Genomic DNA, 15,474 nt, shown 5'->3' with positions numbered 1-15,474 from the left:
AAAACCCCGCCACCAGGGGTGCGGGGTTTCATGGGCCTGATAGACCTTTAGGGAAATGGCGCGCCCGGAAAGACTCGAACTTCCAACCCCCAGATTCGTAGTCTGGTGCTCTATCCAATTGAGCTACGGGCGCTTTCTCCGTCACCCGAGCGTTGCCGCCCAAGCGAGGACGCGGACCTTACACAAACGTCACTGCCCCTGCAAGAGCGAAAATCACGATTTTGCTCACCCCCAAAGCTTATGGACTCATTTGAGGTTTAGATACCATCCATCGAAATGCGGACTTGTGGCCCGCTGTTCATTTGCGTAAAATCCGGCCCAAAGTTTGCGGGGGACAGTCACTATTCATTCTAAGGAATGGCCTGGCGCCCGTCGGTACTTGTCGGAATTGGCGAAGCACAAGGATCAGCAATCCCAATGGCCCTGAAAAAGACCCATGCCGCCGCCCTGTGCGCGGCCCTTCTGGCGGGCGGATGCTCGTTCGCCGAGGACGCGCTGTTCCCCGACACCGGAACCGGCGCCCCCACGCAAGCCGCCGATGCCTATGGTACCAGCGGCCCGCCCATGATGGGGTCGTCTGGCTATGAGCCGGTGACCGTCAGCCCCGGATCACCCACCGGCACCTTCGTCGGCGCCAAGGTCGCGGCCCTGCGCGGCGACCTGCAGGCGCTGCAGGCCACCCTGGCCCGCCAGAACCAGTCGCTGCAGCAGATCCGCAACGAGACGGTTCAGGATTCCCAGCGCTATCACGGCACCGTTGCCGCCATCAATGCCCGCCTGCAGGTCGGCACCACTCCGGGCAATCCGATCCTGCAGCAGCAGTGGAACGCCGCCCAGAGCGAGCTGGACCGCATCACCGACGACGTGCTGAAGATGAACCGCCTGACCAACGAGGTCACCTCCTCCTCGACCTTGGCCGGCTATCTGCTGGATTCCGTGCGCGCCGCCCGCTCGCTGTCGGGCGCGGTGGACGAGGATCACCGTCAGCTCCGCATCCTGGAAGACGAGACCAACCGCACCGTGGTGATGGTCGAGCGCCTGCTGTCCGAGCTGACCAGCGATTCCATCCGCCAGCAGCAATACGTGGCCTCGGAAAAGCAGAACCTCAACACCCTGGCGCTGGGCATCAAGAACGGCGCCATCTTCGGCGGTGGCCTTTCCAACCGCCTGGGCGGCGGCTATGACGCGGCTCCGGCCGGTCGCGCCATCGCCTCGGGCGAGATGCCGCTGGTCACCATCCGTTTCGACCGCCCCAATGTGAATTACGAGCCCGCGCTCTATACCGCCATCAAGAGCGCGCTGGACCGTCGCCCCAATGCCACCTTCGACGTGGTGGCGGTGGCTCCGGCCGGAGCCACGCCGGGCGCCCAAGCCCTGGCCGCCACCAATGCCAAGCGTAACGCCGATTCGGTCCTGCGCTCGCTGACCAACATGAACCTGCCCGCCAGCCGGGTGCGCAGCACCTCGACCACCAGCCCGTCGGCCCAGACCGGCGAAGTGCAGGTCTTCGTCCGCTGATCGGGTCTTCGTTCAGGAAAAAGCCCCGGACCATCGGTCCGGGGCTTTTTTCATTCCCCCATGGCTTTTTTCATTCCCGGGGAATGGCCAGCATGTCGGGCAGCAGGCCGTCGAAGATCAATTCCTCGATCACGGTATCGACGATGCCCCGCGCCAGCCGGGACGCGCCGGCACTGCCCAGCATCATGGTGAAATAGGGCCGCAGCAAATCGGGAGTGGAGACATGCTCCACCGCCTGGCCCCGCGTATTGCGCCGGATCGGCGACAAGGTATTGATATGGCCCAGCGCCAGTTCCTGCAGCGCCGCCTTCAGCAGCCCTTCCAGGGTATTCTTCTCCAGCAGCGCCTGATACTGGGGATTGTCGCGTTCGCGCGCCGCCCAGGACGGATCGGTCGAGCCGCTTTGCCCCACCTGGCCGTCCAACTGCTCGATCAGCTTGCCCACCTTGCGGGCGGCCGACAACTCCTCCTCCTCGGTGCAGCCGTTGACCGTGGTCATGGCCATCAGCGCCCGCAGGCGAGCCAGGGAATGGGCGCGGTCATCGGCATTCATGCCGGGACTCCCAGGTTGAAGATCGCCAAGAGGAGACAATATGCAGTCATGGGGCAAGTCTAAGACGACGGCGCCACGCCTGTCGATGGTCTCCTTTCTCCTTGGGGGGTGACTCTGGGGCCGAATACGAATAAAGTCGAAACAGGCGAAGCTGGGGTGGCGGCATGCGTAACGACAGAATTCTCGAACGCAAGGTCTTTTACGCCGGGGCGAAGATCTTCAATGAAGGCGACTCGGGCGACCGCGCCTATCTGATCCAGGATGGTCAGGTGGAGATCATCAAGCACGGCATGACGATCGCCACCATCGGCAAGGGCGAGCTGTTCGGCGAGATGGCGCTGGTGGACGACCAGCCACGCATGGCCAGCGCCAAGGCGCTGTCCGACGTGTCCTGCATCATCATCTCGCGCGATACCTTCCGCGACAAGCTGTCCAAGGCCGATCCCTTCATCCGCGGCCTGCTCAACATCTTCGTCCGCAACATCCGCAATCTGACCCGTTAGGACAATATCCATGGCGGTGCTGGCCGGAGGCTGGGTGGTGGAGTTCCCCCACCACGACGCCCCCGCCCTGTTCGCCGTGGCCGCCGACATCGAATCCTATCCCCGCTTCCTGCCCTGGTGCCGCCTGACCCGCATCCGCCTGCGCGACGGCGACCGCTGGGAGGTGGACAACCTGTTCGGCGCCGGACCGATCCAGGCCCGCTTCCGCTCGACGGCGTTGCTTGACCCGCCGCACCGGCTGGAGATCACGTCGCGCGACGGGCCGTTCCGGCAGTTCCGGCTGACCTGGCGCTTCCTTGGATTGGAGACGGGCGGCTGCCGGGTCGAGGCCGATTACCGCATGGAGCTGAAATCCGGCCTGCTGGCGGCCCTGGCGGGGATCTCCATGCCCGAGGTGGAACGCCGGGTGGTACAGAAGTTCAAGGAGAGGGTCAGGCTGATCCATGGACGGTAGCCTTCGCCGACGCCGCGATATATCTTGGGCGCCATGAGCGACGGCCCCGCCCCCACTCCCTATCGCGTCCTGGCGCGAAAATACCGGCCCACCGACTTCGCCGGCCTGATCGGCCAGGAAGCGCTGGTCCGCACCCTGTCCAACGCCATCCAGTCCGGGCGCTTGGCCCATGCCTTCGTGCTGACCGGCGTGCGCGGCGTCGGCAAGACCACCACGGCCCGCATCATCGCCCGCGCCCTCAACTGCGTCGGCATCGACGGCAAGGGCGGCCCCACCATCGAGCCCTGCGGCGTCTGCGAGCATTGCCGCGCCATCGCCGAGGACCGCCATGTCGACATCCTGGAGATGGACGCCGCCAGCCGTACCGGCGTCAACGACATCCGCGAGATCATCGAGGGCGTGCGCTATCGCCCGACCTCGGCCCGCTTCAAGATCTACATCATCGACGAAGTCCACATGCTGTCGACGGCGGCGTTCAACGCCCTGCTGAAGACCCTGGAGGAACCGCCCGAGCATGTGAAATTCGTCTTCGCCACCACCGAGATCCGCAAGATTCCCGTCACCGTGCTGTCGCGCTGCCAGCGCTTCGACCTGCGCCGGGTGGAGATGGACGTGCTGGCCAAGCACTTCGCCGCCATCGCCGTCAAGGAAGGCGCCGAGATCGAGGAAGCGGCGCTGAAGCTGGTAGCGCGGGCCGCCGATGGCTCGGTGCGTGACGGGCTGAGCCTGCTGGACCAGGCCATCAGCCATGGCGCCGGGCTGGTCACCGAGGCCCAGGTGCGCGACATGCTGGGCCTGGCCGACCGCGCCCGGGTGTTCGACCTGCTGGACGCGGTGATGAAGGGCGAGATCGCCCCGGCCCTGGACCAGATGGCCGACCAATACGCGGCGGGCGCCGACCCGGCGGTGGTGCTGCAGGACATGCTGGAACTGGTGCACTGGCTGACCCGCCTGAAGGTCACCCCCGACGCCGCCGAGGCCGCCACCGCCTCGGAGACCGAGCGGGTCAGGGGCCGCCAGATGGCCGACGGCCTGTCGCTGGCCGCCCTGACCCGGGCGTGGCAGATGCTGCTGAAGGGTCTGGCCGAGACCCGCAATGCCCACAACCCGTTGCAGGCGGCCGAGATGGCGGTGGTCCGCCTCGCCTATGCCGCCGAACTGCCCACCCCGGCCGAACTGGTGGAACAGCTGCGCGCCAATCCGCCATCGCCGCAGCCGCCGCGCGGCCCCGGTGGTGGTGGCGGAGGCGGTTTCGTCGGTGGCGGCGGTGCCGATGCGGTTTCCGGCCAGCATGTGGGCGGCAACGGCTCCGGCGGCGCCACCGCCTTCAAGATGCAGCCCGCGCCGCAGGCGGCGCCGGTCCAGCTTCCCGCCATGCCCGCCAGCCTGGCCGAGGTCGCCGCCCTGTTCGCCGAGAAGCGGGAAGGCATCATCGCGGTGCAGTTGCGCACCCAGGTCAATCCGGTGTCGTTCGAGGCCGGGCGCATCGAATGGCGCCAGCATTCCACCGCCGCCGCCGACCTTGCCCCCAAGGTGGCGCGGATGCTGTCGGAATGGACCGGGCGGCGCTGGACGGTATCGCTCAACACCTCCGACCCGTCCGAGCCCACCCTGGCCGAGCAGGAGGCCGGCGCGGAACTGCGCCGCCGCCAGGACGCCGCCGAGCACCCCCTGGTCAAGGCGGTGCTGGACGCCTTCCCCGGCGCCGCCATCGAGGCGGTGCGCCAGTTGGAGCCCGAGATTCCAGTCGAGGCCATGCCCGACGAGCCCGAGTCCATGATGGACCCCGAGATGTTCCCAGGAGAGGAAGACCTATGAAGAACCTTGGCAACCTGATGAAGCAGGCGTCGCAGATGCAGGCCAAGATGGCCGAGATGCAGGCCAAGATGCAGGAGATCGAGGTCACCGGTTCGGCCGGGGCCGGCATGCTGCAGGTCACCTTGAACGGCAAGTTCGAGATGAAGAAGGTCAAGATCGACAAGTCGCTGGTGGACCCCAACGATGTCGAGGTCTTGGAGGACCTGCTGCTGGCCGCCTTCAACGACGCCAAGACCAAGGCCGAAAGCCTGATGGCCGAGGAAATGGCCAAGCTGACCGGCGGCCTGTCGCTGCCCGAGGGCTTCAAGCTGCCGTTCTGAGGGGAAATTCAGTCGTTCTGGGTCCGCCTCATCACCGTCACCCCCGGGCCTGACCCGGGGGTCCAGGGATTGCCGGGTCAAGCCCGGCAATGACGACATGAGGGAATGCGTCCAGTCTGCTCCAGCAATTCCCAGGTTCTTACCCGCAAGGACCCTTACGGTAACGAAATGGTCGGACCCGAGATCGAGCGCCTGATCCAACTTCTTTCGCGGTTGCCCGGACTGGGACCGCGCTCGGCGCGGCGTGCCGCCCTGCGCTTGGTGGAGCGGCGGGAAAGCCTGCTGATCCCCCTGGCCGCCGCCATGGCCGAGGCCGCCGACAAGGTCAAGACCTGCCCGGTCTGCGGTAATTTCGACACCGTTACCCCTTGCGCCATCTGCGCCGACCCCCGCCGCGACGCCTCGCTGCTTTGCGTGGTCGAGGATGTGGCCGCCCTGTGGGCCATGGAACGCACCGGCAGCTTCAAGGGCCGCTACGCCGTCCTCGGCGGCCTGCTTTCCGCCCTGGACGGGGTGGGCCCCGAGGACCTGGGCATCGCCCGACTGGTGGAGCGCGCCCGCGACGCGGCCGTGGCCGAGGTGATCCTGGCCACCCCGGCCACGGTAGAGGGCCAGACCACCGCCCATTACATCGCCGACCACCTGGCCGATTGCGCCGTCTCGGTCACCGGCCTGGCCCATGGCGTGCCGGTGGGCGGCGAGTTGGACCACCTGGACGAGGGCACCATCACCGCCGCCCTGCGGGCAAGACGTCGGTTCTAGCCCATCCTTGACGTCCTCGCTTTCCTCACGGCAATATCAGCAGCCAAAATACGATTGCATTTAGATCGTATCTATTAAAAATTGCCGATTTGAGGGTCACTGGGATGCTTCATCGCCTGATTTGCCTGGGGGTCGTGGTGATGCTCGGCGCCTGCGCCAGCTCCAGCGAAAAATTCCAGATGCCCAGGGCCGAAGTCCGGGGCGACCTGTCCCGCCTGGTTCTGTACCGCACCGGGATCAATCTTGGCTTCGGCGAGGAGAATTCCGTCTCGCTGAATGGCGGCATCGTCTGCTTCATCTCGCCCGGCGAGGTCATGGTGCGCGATATCCGCCCTGGCGAGTACCGCCTTGCCCTCGATAATCCCTCCACCCCCGGAACATCGGTCATGAACTTCAAGGCGGAACCGGGCAAGACGGTCTATATCTCGGCCGCACCCAATGCGCGTCGGGTCGCCGCCTCGGCGGCTCTTGGCTTTATCGGCACCTTGCTCAGCGCGGACAAGAGTTCATCCCGAGGCGGCAACACCTTCATCGAACAGGTCACCGCCGAAGTCGCCAAACCGGAACTGGAGCAGTTATATCGCTGCTCCTGCGCTCCGCCGGGCTCGTGAGCGGCCCCATCACCGCCACGCCTCGTGCCCGACGGGGGTTCTGATGAATCTGCCGGATCGCCTGCCCCCGCCCCCGTTCTGGCGCACCCGCTACTTCGCGCTTTCTGTCATGGCCCGCCCGGACCGTCGCATGATCGATCCGATCATGGTAGTCTCGACTCTCAACGCGCCGTTTCGCAAGGAGCGGGAACCCAGCGGCCGGATACGGCACTGGGGTTGGATCGACGACCTGAACCAATGGCTGCGGGTCGTCACCCTGGACGATGGCCAAACGGTGCACAACGCCATGCTGGATCGGGATTTCTCGCCATGACGAGCACATCACCGGTGATTTACGACCCATCCACCGACAGCATGTACGTCACGCTGCGGGAAGGTCGCGTCGCCCACACCATCACCCATGACGAACGCGACTTCGCCATCGACATGGGCGAGGATGGCGAACCCATGGGCTACGACATCCAGTTCGCCAGCCGCCACCCCGATGTCATCGCCGAGGCGCTGCGACTGCTTCAGCAAGGCGGGCGGCGCGCGGCTTAAGCGGCCTTTCCCTATTTCGCCCCTGCGATCCACTCCCTGACTTCCGCCATGCCCAGGATGGCATCCACATAGGCGGCCGACACCGCCCCCACCGGCAGATGGTAGGTGCGCACCCGGCTGGCCACCGGGGCGAACATGGCGTCGGCGATGGAGAAGCGGCCGAACAGAAACGGCCCCCCCCCGCCTTCACCTCGACCCCCGAAGTGCGCCCGGCAATCGGTCCAGATGGCGTCAATGCGGGCGATATCGGCTTTGACCTCGTCATTGATTTCGGCCAGGGGCAGGTCGGCCAGCACATCCATGGAGCAATCGCGGCGCAGCGGCATGAAGCCGGAATGCATCTCGGCCGAGACGCAGCGTGCGACGGCGCGGGCCTGGGCGTCCTCGGGCCACAATCCGGCCTCGGGGAAGCGGTCCGCCAGATATTCGCAGATGGCCAGGGAATCCCAGACCTTGAAGCCGTCGTCGTCCAGCAGCGGCACCTTGCCAGAGGGCGACCATTCCAGGATTTGCGCCTTGGTCTCGGGCTGGCGCAGGGCGATTTCCACCTCGGCGAAGGGAATCCTGGCGACCTTCAGCGCCAGCCAGGGACGCAGCGACCAGGTGGACCAGCGCTTGGTACCGATGACAAGGGTAAGGGCCATGACGGATTCTCCGGTGACGTGGAATGCGAAATATTGTCTAAGGAAAGGATGGAAGAACAGGAGGATTTGGCGTGCCGGAGCATCTGATCGAAGCCGACGCCCAGGCCATCGAGATTACCGCCCTCAGGAAATCCGAGCTTTCGGGCTGGCTTGACCCCCAGCCCGACCGGCTGCGCGGCTGGATCAAGGCCACCGGTTTTTGCGCCGAACCGGGCAGCGTCTGCCTGGTGCCCGGCGAGGATGGCGGGCTCGACCGGGTGCTGTTCGGTCTGGCCGAGGATGCCGACCTGTGGGCTTATGCCGCGCTGCCCGCCAAGCTGCCCGCCGGCGCCTATCGCCTGAGCCCGGAACCGCCCCCACCCCTGGCCGAGCGTGCCGCCCTGGGCTGGGCGCTCGCCACATATGCCTATGAACGCTACAAGAGCAAGGCCGCCAAGCCGCCGCCCCGGCTGGTCTGGCCCGAATCCTGCGACCGCGCCCGCGTCGAGGCCGCCCATGACGCCATCGCCCTGGTGCGCGATCTGGTCAATACCCCGGCCTCGGACATGGGACCGGCCGAGCTGACCCATGCCGCCGAGAGGCTGGCCGCCCGCTTCGGCGCCCAATGCCGGGTGGTGGTCGGCGATGGGCTGCTGGCCGAGAACTATCCCGCCATCCACGCGGTGGGCCGCGCCGCCGCCTCGCACCGCCGCCCCCGGCTGGCCGACCTGACCTGGGGCGACGAAGCCAACCCCAGGCTGACCCTGGTGGGCAAGGGCGTGTGCTTCGACACCGGCGGCCTCGACCTCAAGCCGTCCTCCAACATGAAGCTGATGAAGAAGGATATGGGCGGCGCCGCCCATGTCCTGGGGCTGGCCTCGATGATCATGGCCGCCCGGCTGCCGGTGCGGCTGCGGGTGCTGATTCCGGCGGTGGAGAATTCCGTCTCGGGCGACGCCATGCGGCCGCTGGACGTGCTGGCCACCCGCAAGGGCCTGACCGTCGAGATCGGCAATACCGACGCCGAAGGCCGCCTGATCCTGGCCGATGCCCTGTTCGAGGCCAGCCGCGACAAGCCAAAACTGCTGATCGATTTCGCCACCCTGACCGGGGCGGCCCGCAGCGCGCTCGGCCCCGACCTGCCCGCCCTGTTCACCGACAACGAGCAACTGGCCCGCACCCTGCTGGACGCCGGAGACGCGGAATCCGATCCGCTGTGGCGGCTGCCGCTGCACAAGCCCTATCGCCGCATGCTGGACAGCAAGGTGGCCGATCTGGTCAACGCTTCGGACTCACCCCATGCCGGGGCCATCACCGCCGCCCTGTTCCTGCAGGAATTCGTCGATCCCGACATCGCCTGGGCTCATCTCGACGTGCTGGCCTGGAACGGATCGTCGCGGCCCGGACGGCCCGAGGGCGGCGAGGCCCAGGGCCTGCGCGCCGTCTTTGCCGCCATCGCCAAGCTGTTCCCGGCCAAATGACCTGAATGACATTTTGCCAACCGGCCATATGGGCCATTGCCGGATGCCTCCGCCTCCGCTAAAAAGATTTCGTCGTCGCAACGAACAGGCGGATGATGGGCATCAATCTCAAGGCAGTGCAGGCGCTTGACCTCTGGCGCGGAGCCATCGTCGAAAGCGTCCGCCGCGATGCCCCCGACCTGTCGGCCCGCCAGATGGCGCTGTTGCTCACCGTCTATCTGACGCCGCCCCCCCACACGGTGCGGGGCCTGGCCGCCACCTTGAACATCTCCAAGCCCGCCATCACCCGCGCGCTGGACCGCCTGACCGAGTTCGGTCTGGTCAAGCGCAAGGTCGACGACCAGGACCGCCGCTCGGTGCTGATCCAGCGCACGGTCAAGGGCTCGGTGTTCCTGCGGGAGTTCGGCGACATCATCGTCACCGCCGCCGCCGCGGCCGGGGAAAGCGCCACAACCGGCCAGACGTAACCCGACGCCGTTTCTCCTTGTGCGACGCGGTATGACGCAGCATTATTGCGGCCCGACCGAAATCGCCGCAAGAGGATTGCGCATATGACCACCAAGCCGCCCCGGAAGTTCTTCGAGCCGCTCGCCATCGGCGCGCCCGCCCCCTATCGCGAATTGCCGGTGCGCCTGGAGCGCATGATCCATTTCTTCCCGCCCCATAACGAGAAGATGCGGGCCAAGGCCGCCGAGATCGGCAAGACCGTCGATGTCCTGCTGGGCAATCTGGAAGACGCCATCCCCGCCGACGCCAAGGAAGCGGCGCGCGCCGGTTTCATCGAGGTGGCCAAGGCCTGGGACAATCCCAATACCGGGCTGTGGACCCGCGTCAACTGCCTCAACTCGCCCTGGTTCCTGGACGATGTCACCACCATCGTCGCCGAGGCGGGCGACAAGGTGGACGTGGTCATGCTGCCCAAGGTGGAAGGCCCCTGGGACATCCATTATCTCGACCAGTTGCTGGCCCAGCTGGAAGGCAAGCATGGGGTCAAGCGTCCCATCCTGATCCACGCCATCCTGGAAACCGCCCTGGGCGTCGAGAACGTGGCCGCCATCTGCCAGGCCAGCCCGCGCATGCACGGCATCAGCCTGGGACCGGCCGATCTGGCCGCCTCGCGCGGCATGAAGACCACGCGCGTCGGCGGCGGCCATCCCTTCTACGGCGTGCTGGAGGATGCCGCCGAGGGCAAGCCCGCCCGCACCCTGTTCCAGCAGGACCTGTGGCACTACACCGTCGCCAAGATGGTGGATGCCTGCCAGTCGGCGGGGATCAAGGCCTTCTACGGCCCGTTCGGCGACTTCTCCGACGATGCCGCCTGCGAGGCCCAGTTCCGCAACGCCTTCCTGCTGGGCTGCGTCGGCGGCTGGAGCCTGCATCCCAAGCAGATCGAGATCGCCAAGAAGGTATTCAGCCCCGACGTGGCCGAGGTGCTGTTCGCCAAGAAAATCCTGGACGCCATGCCCGACGGCACCGGCGCGGTGATGATCGACGGCAAGATGCAGGACGACGCCACCTGGAAACAGGCCAAGGTCATGGTCGACCTGGCCAAGGCGGTAGCCGCCAAGGACCCGGAGATGGCCAAGGCCTACGGCTGGTAAGAGTAGGGGGAGCGCGGGCGTCTCGCCCGCCTCCCGCTCTACGCCACCGTCAGGACGATCTTGCCGGTGGCGGCGCGGCCCTTCAGCATCTCGATGGCCGTCACCGCCTGATCCAGCGGCAGCACCTTGGAGACATGGGGCTTCAGCTTGCCCGCCGCCCACCAGTCCAGCGCCTCGGCCATGGAGGACCTCACCAGGTCCGGCGCCAGCTTGCGATAGGCGCCCCAGTAATAGCCGATCACGGTGACGTTCTTGACCAGCAGGATATTGGCCGGAATCTGCGGCACCGTTCCGCTGGCGAAACCGATGATCAGGATGCGGCCATCGGGCGCGATGGACCGAAGCGAGGCGTCGAAGACCGAGCCGCCCACCGGATCATAGATCACGTCGGCGCCCCGGCCGCCGGTCAACTCCTTGACCCGCTCGCGGATATCTTCCGATTTGTAGTCGATGCCGAAATCGGCGCCATGCTCCAGGGCCACCGCCACCTTGTCGGGTCCGCCCGCCGTGCCGATGACGGTGGCGCCCAGCGCCTTGCCCAGCTCGACGGCGGTCAGGCCGACGCCCCCGGCAGCGCCGTGCACCACCAATGTCTCGCCCGGTTTCAGCCCGGCTTTCACCAGCCCCAGATGCGAGGTGCCATAGGCCACCGGGAATCCGGCGGCGGTGACGAAATCAAGCTGGTCGGGCAGCACATGCACATCGGTCCAATGGGCCACCGCTTCCTCGGCGAAGGCGCCGCCGGTCACCGTCACCATCACCCGGTCGCCGGGCTTGCAGGTGGTCACCCCCGCCGCCACCTCGGTCACCACCCCCGATAGTTCCATGCCCGGAACGAAGGGCGGCTCCATCTTTTCCTGGTACTTGCCCCCAGTGATCAGCGAATCGGCGAAATTGACCCCGGCGGCATGGACCTTGACGCGGACGCCCTCGGGGATCAGGACGGGGGCGGGGAATTCGGTCACCTCGAGGGGCTGACCGAAGGCGGGACAGACGACGGCTTTCATGGGATGGTCTCGGGGTTGGTGCGTGAATGGGCTCGCTCTCTTCCCTTTCGTCACCCTCGGGCTCGACCCGAGGGTCCATGGATGGCCGGATCAAGTCCGGCCATGACGAAGGTAAAATGGGCTCGGGCTATGTCATATCGTCGGGTGGCCGGGGGCTTTCTTCTGCCACTGCCAGGACTGCTTCAGCATGGTGAACAGCACGATCTCGGTCAGTTGCGCCCGGCTCATCTCCGAGGCCATGGCCCCCCTGGCATGATTGATCAGGTCGCGCGGCGCCTTGGGCGACGACAGCAGATTGGTCATCAGCTCCTTGCGCACCAGCGGCGGGTATTTGAGGATTTCGCCCAGCAGCGACACCTTGACCATCATGGGAATGTGCTCGGAGACGAACAGGCGGTCGACGCACAGGGAATAGATGCCGAAATCCAGCTTGCCCGCCACGGCACGGGTGAATTCAAGGAATTCCTCCAGGAAGCCACCCTGGGAGATCTTCTTGTCCACCAGCAGCTTGATCACTTCGAGGAAGGCGCGATAGCGGGTGCGGGCCGGGCCGATGGTGCCCCCCAGCTCGGCCGCCAGTTCGCGAATCTGGGAGTCGCGGAAATTGGCGGCGATCAGCGCCTCGGCCGATTCGCGCGCCGCCGAGTCGAAGGCGGTTTCCTCGATCAGCTCGAACAGGCGCTCGTATTTGCGGCGATCGGCGGCCTTGACCTTGCTGGCCGCCACCGACAGCGGAATGATGGCGGCGCGGGCCACCTGGCCGTCGCGGGCGACGATGGCCGCCATGGACATGGCGGCGAAGTCGACCACATTGCCGTTCAGCAGGTCGTCGGTGATGACCAGCCGCTCGCCCGGAGCGATGCTGAGATTGGTGTTGAGCGACCCGCATTCCATGAAATGGGCGGCCAGATCAAAGGGTCTGGCCGCTGGGGGAGCGCCCGGCGCGGCGTATGGTGTAGCCATCGGGTCATTCAGCCACAAGATCATGTCGCGGGCAAGGAGATTGCGCCGACATTCACTTCCTGGAAAGGATCATGGGTGTTAAATTGAGCCCGATATTTGGAGATGGAGTCGGCCTGTCATGGTGGATACTTCGCGCGGCATCGGATTGGCTCCCCCATCGGGGGGGGTCTCCAACGTCCGCGAAACCTTCAGCCGCAACGACCGCACCGCGCGCAGCACCGTCGCCATCGGCCCCGGCATCGAGGGAACCTCCCCCAACGGCCCGCGCGGCCGACGCATGCTGGCCGCCAATACCCCAATCGAAAGCCTGGACCGCTTCGCCCCGCGCGGCACCTATCTCGACCTGCTGATCTGAACGATCCGCGTCTCAGCTCTGGGACTGGAACTTCTTTTCCACGTCGCGGATCAGGTCGATGCCCTGGATCATCTCGGTCATCATGAAATCGGCCCGCTTGATGGGACCGCCGGAATTGGGGCGGGGGAACATGCGGGCGAAGGCGCTCATCTTCACCGTCAGGCCGCACAGGGCGGCGCCGATGGTGACGTGATAGCGCTCGATCATGCTCTTGACCGAGCGGAACTCATCCTGGGAGATGTTTTCCCACATTTCGCGGGTGCGCTTGTCGAACACTTCCAGCCGACCGGAAATGGACGAACTGATGGAGTTGATGCTCTCCTCGATCAGGTCGCAGGTCTTCATCAGATTGATGTTCTGCTTCAGCTGGAAATGGCTGCGGATCGGGGTCATGGACTGGACGCAGGCGGTGAAATAGGGCTCCAGCCGGTCCAGGCAATGGCGGAAATACGAAAGCGACATGAAAGTGTCGCCATAGTCTTCCAGGAAACGCGGAACGTCGAAAATATCGATGTTCAGGCTTTCCGCCATGGTTTCCAGGCGCTGGCGCGCCTTCTTGATGTCGGGATCGCGGAACAGCTTCATGAGGTCGTCATAGCTGTCGACCTGCACATCCTCGCCGGAATAGATCATCTTCATCAGCGGCCGGGTGAACATGATCATGTAGCGGGTCAGCTCGGCCGCCTTATCCGGCGACAGCTTCAAGGCGGCGTAGTCGTTGACCGGAATGCCGTGCTCGCGCAAGCTGATGCGCAGCGAATAGACGTCGTAGCTGGGCAGCAGCGCTAGGCGGCGCAGGATGCCGAGATCGGGATGGACCTGGTCCACCGGCCAGCCGAACATGGCGGGCAGCGCTTCCACCTCCACCTGTCCCGAACCGGTCTGGGCGTCGGCGAAAATCTCCACCGCGCTGCGCAGGCGCACGTTCTTGATCAGCTTCGCCGCCTGGAGCGCCGGAGTCTGCAACGGGATAATCGACAGCGGCAGCACGAACATGGAGTCCATGTCGCTGTCGTTTATGGGCTTCAGGCCATCATCATCCATTCGGACGGAATTCCCCCAAACCAGTCCAGCCCATATTCTGCCTGCTTTGACGCCGATCGCAACGAAGAAGATGTGTCCGAAGCCACCCGAATACGTTGGGATGGGTCACATACATGAGGATTTGTTGATATGAATGGGCTATTGTCATGGTCGCCCACCGCCCAGGCGGGACGGCCAAACAAATGGATCCAGGGGGGATTCCGCGTGAGGACCAACATCCTTCGCCCGCGCCGCATGGCGCTCTGTCTCGCGGCCGTGCTGGCCGTGCTGGCCGGTCTGGGCCATGCCATGGCCCAGGACCTCCGCTTCTTCCAGATCGGCACCGGCCCCATCGGGGAAACCCGGTTCGCCTTTGGCGGGCTGATCGCCAACGCCATCAGCAATCCGCCGGGATCCCGCGATTGCGACAAGGGCGGCGCCTGCGGCGTGCCTGGCATGGTGGCGGTGGCCAAGTCCACCAACGGCTCCATCGCCAATATCGAGGCGGTGGCCGCCAAGCGCCTGGATGCCGCCCTGGTGCAGGCCGACATCGCCTATTGGGCCTATCACGGCACCGGCATCTACAAGGGCAAGGGCGCGGTCCAGACCCTGCGCGCCATTGCCATGCTGTATCCGGAAAGCCTGCATCTGGTGGCCCGCAAGGATGCCAAGATCGCCTCGGTGCGCGATCTCAAGGGCAAGCGGGTCAGCTTCGGCGACAAGGACTCCGCCGAGATGGTGCATGGCCGCCTGCTGCTGGGCGCCTTCGGACTGACCGAGGCCCAGGTCAAACTGGTGCAGCAAAAGCCGGGACCGGCGGCAGACGCCCTGGCCTCGGGCCAATTGGATGCCATGCTGGTGGTGGACGGCTATCCCGTCCCCATCCTGAACGAACTGGCCCAGCGCACCGATCTGGTCCTGGTGCCCATCGCCGGCCCGGAGATCGACAAGCTGCGGACCCAGAATCCGTTCTTCACGGCATCGACCATTCCCGCCGAGACCTACAAGGGCATCGCCGCCGAGGTGAAGACCCTGGATGTGGGCGTCGCCCTGGTCACCGGCGCCGCCCAGGCCAATGACCTGATCTATGGCGTGACCCGCGCCCTGTGGCACCCCAGTACCCAGAAGCTGCTGACCGAAAGCCATCCCCGCGGCAAGCTGGTGCATCTGTCGGCCAGCGAGTTGGACCGCCTGGGCATCCAGTTGCATGGCGGCGCCTCGGCCTATTACTTCGACACCGGAGTGATCAAGTAGGTCGATCTTGGGTCTTCACGATGGTCGCGCCATGGCGTAAGCTCGCCGAAAAGGAGTTATTCGTTCACCCTTGACCGGGAAGGATCTC

At 65.7% G+C, this 15,474-nt stretch carries 19 protein-coding genes and 1 tRNA gene; 14 read left to right on the top strand and 6 right to left on the bottom strand.

Translation table 11 applies throughout. From position 1 onward, the window contains the following. Positions 1-56: 56 nt before the first annotated feature. A tRNA-Arg gene (locus A6A04_RS01945) sits at positions 57-133 on the bottom strand. Positions 134-417: 284 nt separating this feature from the next. Here A6A04_RS01945 and A6A04_RS01940 point away from each other — a divergent pair. Next, positions 418-1,518 (top strand): hypothetical protein, encoded by a 1,101-nt coding sequence (locus tag A6A04_RS01940; RefSeq protein WP_068489566.1) that lies wholly within the window; start codon positions 418-420, stop codon positions 1,516-1,518. Positions 1,519-1,588: 70 nt separating this feature from the next. Here the strand turns inward: A6A04_RS01940 and A6A04_RS01935 are convergent, their stop codons facing one another. After that, entirely contained in the window at positions 1,589-2,071 is a 483-nt protein-coding gene (locus A6A04_RS01935; RefSeq protein WP_068489565.1) for a hypothetical protein, read from the bottom strand. A 164-nt stretch (positions 2,072-2,235) separates the two neighbouring features. On the opposite strand from A6A04_RS01935, the gene A6A04_RS01930 reads away from it, so the two are divergent. The 8 genes from A6A04_RS01930 (at position 2,236) to A6A04_RS01895 (ending at position 7,079) form a co-directional block, all read left to right on the top strand. Beyond that, positions 2,236-2,574 carry a cyclic nucleotide-binding domain-containing protein gene (locus tag A6A04_RS01930; protein WP_068489564.1) on the top strand — a complete coding sequence of 113 codons (339 nt, stop codon included), beginning with the start codon at positions 2,236-2,238 and terminating at the stop codon, positions 2,572-2,574. Between the two features lie 10 nt (positions 2,575-2,584). Beyond that, positions 2,585-3,028: a type II toxin-antitoxin system RatA family toxin gene (locus tag A6A04_RS01925; RefSeq protein WP_068489563.1), complete on the top strand. Its 444-nt coding sequence runs from the start codon at positions 2,585-2,587 to the stop codon at positions 3,026-3,028. 33 nt (positions 3,029-3,061) lie between these two features. Beyond that, positions 3,062-4,846: a DNA polymerase III subunit gamma/tau gene (locus A6A04_RS01920; protein WP_068489627.1), complete on the top strand. Its 1,785-nt coding sequence runs from the start codon at positions 3,062-3,064 to the stop codon at positions 4,844-4,846. Next, the gene (locus tag A6A04_RS01915) at positions 4,843-5,166 is read left to right on the top strand and encodes a YbaB/EbfC family nucleoid-associated protein (protein WP_068489562.1); all 324 of its coding nucleotides are present in this window, start codon (positions 4,843-4,845) and stop codon (positions 5,164-5,166) included. The genes A6A04_RS01920 and A6A04_RS01915 overlap by 4 nt, the downstream gene beginning before the upstream one ends. A gap of 168 nt (positions 5,167-5,334) precedes the next feature. Next, entirely contained in the window at positions 5,335-5,928 is a 594-nt protein-coding gene (gene recR / locus A6A04_RS01910) for a recombination mediator RecR (RefSeq protein WP_068489561.1), read from the top strand. Positions 5,929-6,032: 104 nt separating this feature from the next. Further along, entirely contained in the window at positions 6,033-6,539 is a 507-nt protein-coding gene (locus tag A6A04_RS01905; protein ID WP_068489560.1) for a hypothetical protein, read from the top strand. A gap of 43 nt (positions 6,540-6,582) precedes the next feature. After that, positions 6,583-6,852, top strand: a complete 270-nt coding sequence (locus A6A04_RS22625) for a hypothetical protein (protein WP_068489559.1) — start codon at positions 6,583-6,585, stop codon at positions 6,850-6,852. Further along, positions 6,849-7,079: a DUF2283 domain-containing protein gene (locus A6A04_RS01895; protein WP_172822718.1), complete on the top strand. Its 231-nt coding sequence runs from the start codon at positions 6,849-6,851 to the stop codon at positions 7,077-7,079. Before A6A04_RS22625 ends, A6A04_RS01895 begins: the two co-directional genes overlap by 4 nt. Positions 7,080-7,090: 11 nt before the next feature. Here A6A04_RS01895 and A6A04_RS01890 read toward each other — a convergent pair whose 3' ends face one another. Beyond that, positions 7,091-7,723: a glutathione S-transferase family protein gene (locus A6A04_RS01890; protein WP_068489557.1), complete on the bottom strand. Its 633-nt coding sequence runs from the start codon at positions 7,721-7,723 to the stop codon at positions 7,091-7,093. A 71-nt stretch (positions 7,724-7,794) separates the two neighbouring features. Here A6A04_RS01890 and A6A04_RS01885 point away from each other — a divergent pair, with 71 nt between their 5' ends. From A6A04_RS01885 to A6A04_RS01875, 3 genes are all read left to right on the top strand, one after another. Next, positions 7,795-9,183: a leucyl aminopeptidase family protein gene (locus A6A04_RS01885; RefSeq protein ID WP_068489556.1), complete on the top strand. Its 1,389-nt coding sequence runs from the start codon at positions 7,795-7,797 to the stop codon at positions 9,181-9,183. A gap of 95 nt (positions 9,184-9,278) precedes the next feature. Further along, entirely contained in the window at positions 9,279-9,650 is a 372-nt protein-coding gene (locus tag A6A04_RS01880) for a MarR family transcriptional regulator (protein WP_068489626.1), read from the top strand. Between the two features lie 84 nt (positions 9,651-9,734). Continuing rightward, the gene (locus A6A04_RS01875; protein ID WP_068489555.1) at positions 9,735-10,784 is read left to right on the top strand and encodes an HpcH/HpaI aldolase/citrate lyase family protein; all 1,050 of its coding nucleotides are present in this window, start codon (positions 9,735-9,737) and stop codon (positions 10,782-10,784) included. 38 nt (positions 10,785-10,822) lie between these two features. Here the strand turns inward: A6A04_RS01875 and A6A04_RS01870 are convergent, their stop codons facing one another. Then, on the bottom strand, positions 10,823-11,791 hold the full coding sequence (locus A6A04_RS01870) for an NADPH:quinone oxidoreductase family protein (RefSeq protein ID WP_068489554.1): 969 nt from the start codon (positions 11,789-11,791) through the stop codon (positions 10,823-10,825). A gap of 132 nt (positions 11,792-11,923) precedes the next feature. Further along, positions 11,924-12,754 carry a hypothetical protein gene (locus A6A04_RS01865; RefSeq protein ID WP_068489625.1) on the bottom strand — a complete coding sequence of 277 codons (831 nt, stop codon included), beginning with the start codon at positions 12,752-12,754 and terminating at the stop codon, positions 11,924-11,926. A gap of 118 nt (positions 12,755-12,872) precedes the next feature. Here A6A04_RS01865 and A6A04_RS01860 point away from each other — a divergent pair, with 118 nt between their 5' ends. Continuing rightward, the gene (locus tag A6A04_RS01860; RefSeq protein WP_068489553.1) at positions 12,873-13,109 is read left to right on the top strand and encodes a hypothetical protein; all 237 of its coding nucleotides are present in this window, start codon (positions 12,873-12,875) and stop codon (positions 13,107-13,109) included. Positions 13,110-13,121: 12 nt separating this feature from the next. Here the strand turns inward: A6A04_RS01860 and A6A04_RS01855 are convergent, their stop codons facing one another. Beyond that, positions 13,122-14,153, bottom strand: coding sequence for a hypothetical protein (locus A6A04_RS01855; RefSeq protein ID WP_068489552.1), 1,032 nt, complete (start codon positions 14,151-14,153; stop codon positions 13,122-13,124). A 204-nt stretch (positions 14,154-14,357) separates the two neighbouring features. Here A6A04_RS01855 and A6A04_RS01850 point away from each other — a divergent pair, with 204 nt between their 5' ends. Then, the gene (locus A6A04_RS01850; protein WP_245651055.1) at positions 14,358-15,386 is read left to right on the top strand and encodes a TAXI family TRAP transporter solute-binding subunit; all 1,029 of its coding nucleotides are present in this window, start codon (positions 14,358-14,360) and stop codon (positions 15,384-15,386) included. Positions 15,387-15,474: the final 88 nt, after the last annotated feature.

Origin of the sequence: Paramagnetospirillum marisnigri (genome assembly GCF_001650715.1) — a bacterium.
In the GTDB taxonomy this organism is placed as follows: domain Bacteria; phylum Pseudomonadota; class Alphaproteobacteria; order Rhodospirillales; family Magnetospirillaceae; genus Phaeospirillum; species Phaeospirillum marisnigri.
The sequence above is the reverse complement of the archived record's forward strand: the minus strand, read 5'-3'. Positions and strand labels throughout refer to the sequence as shown.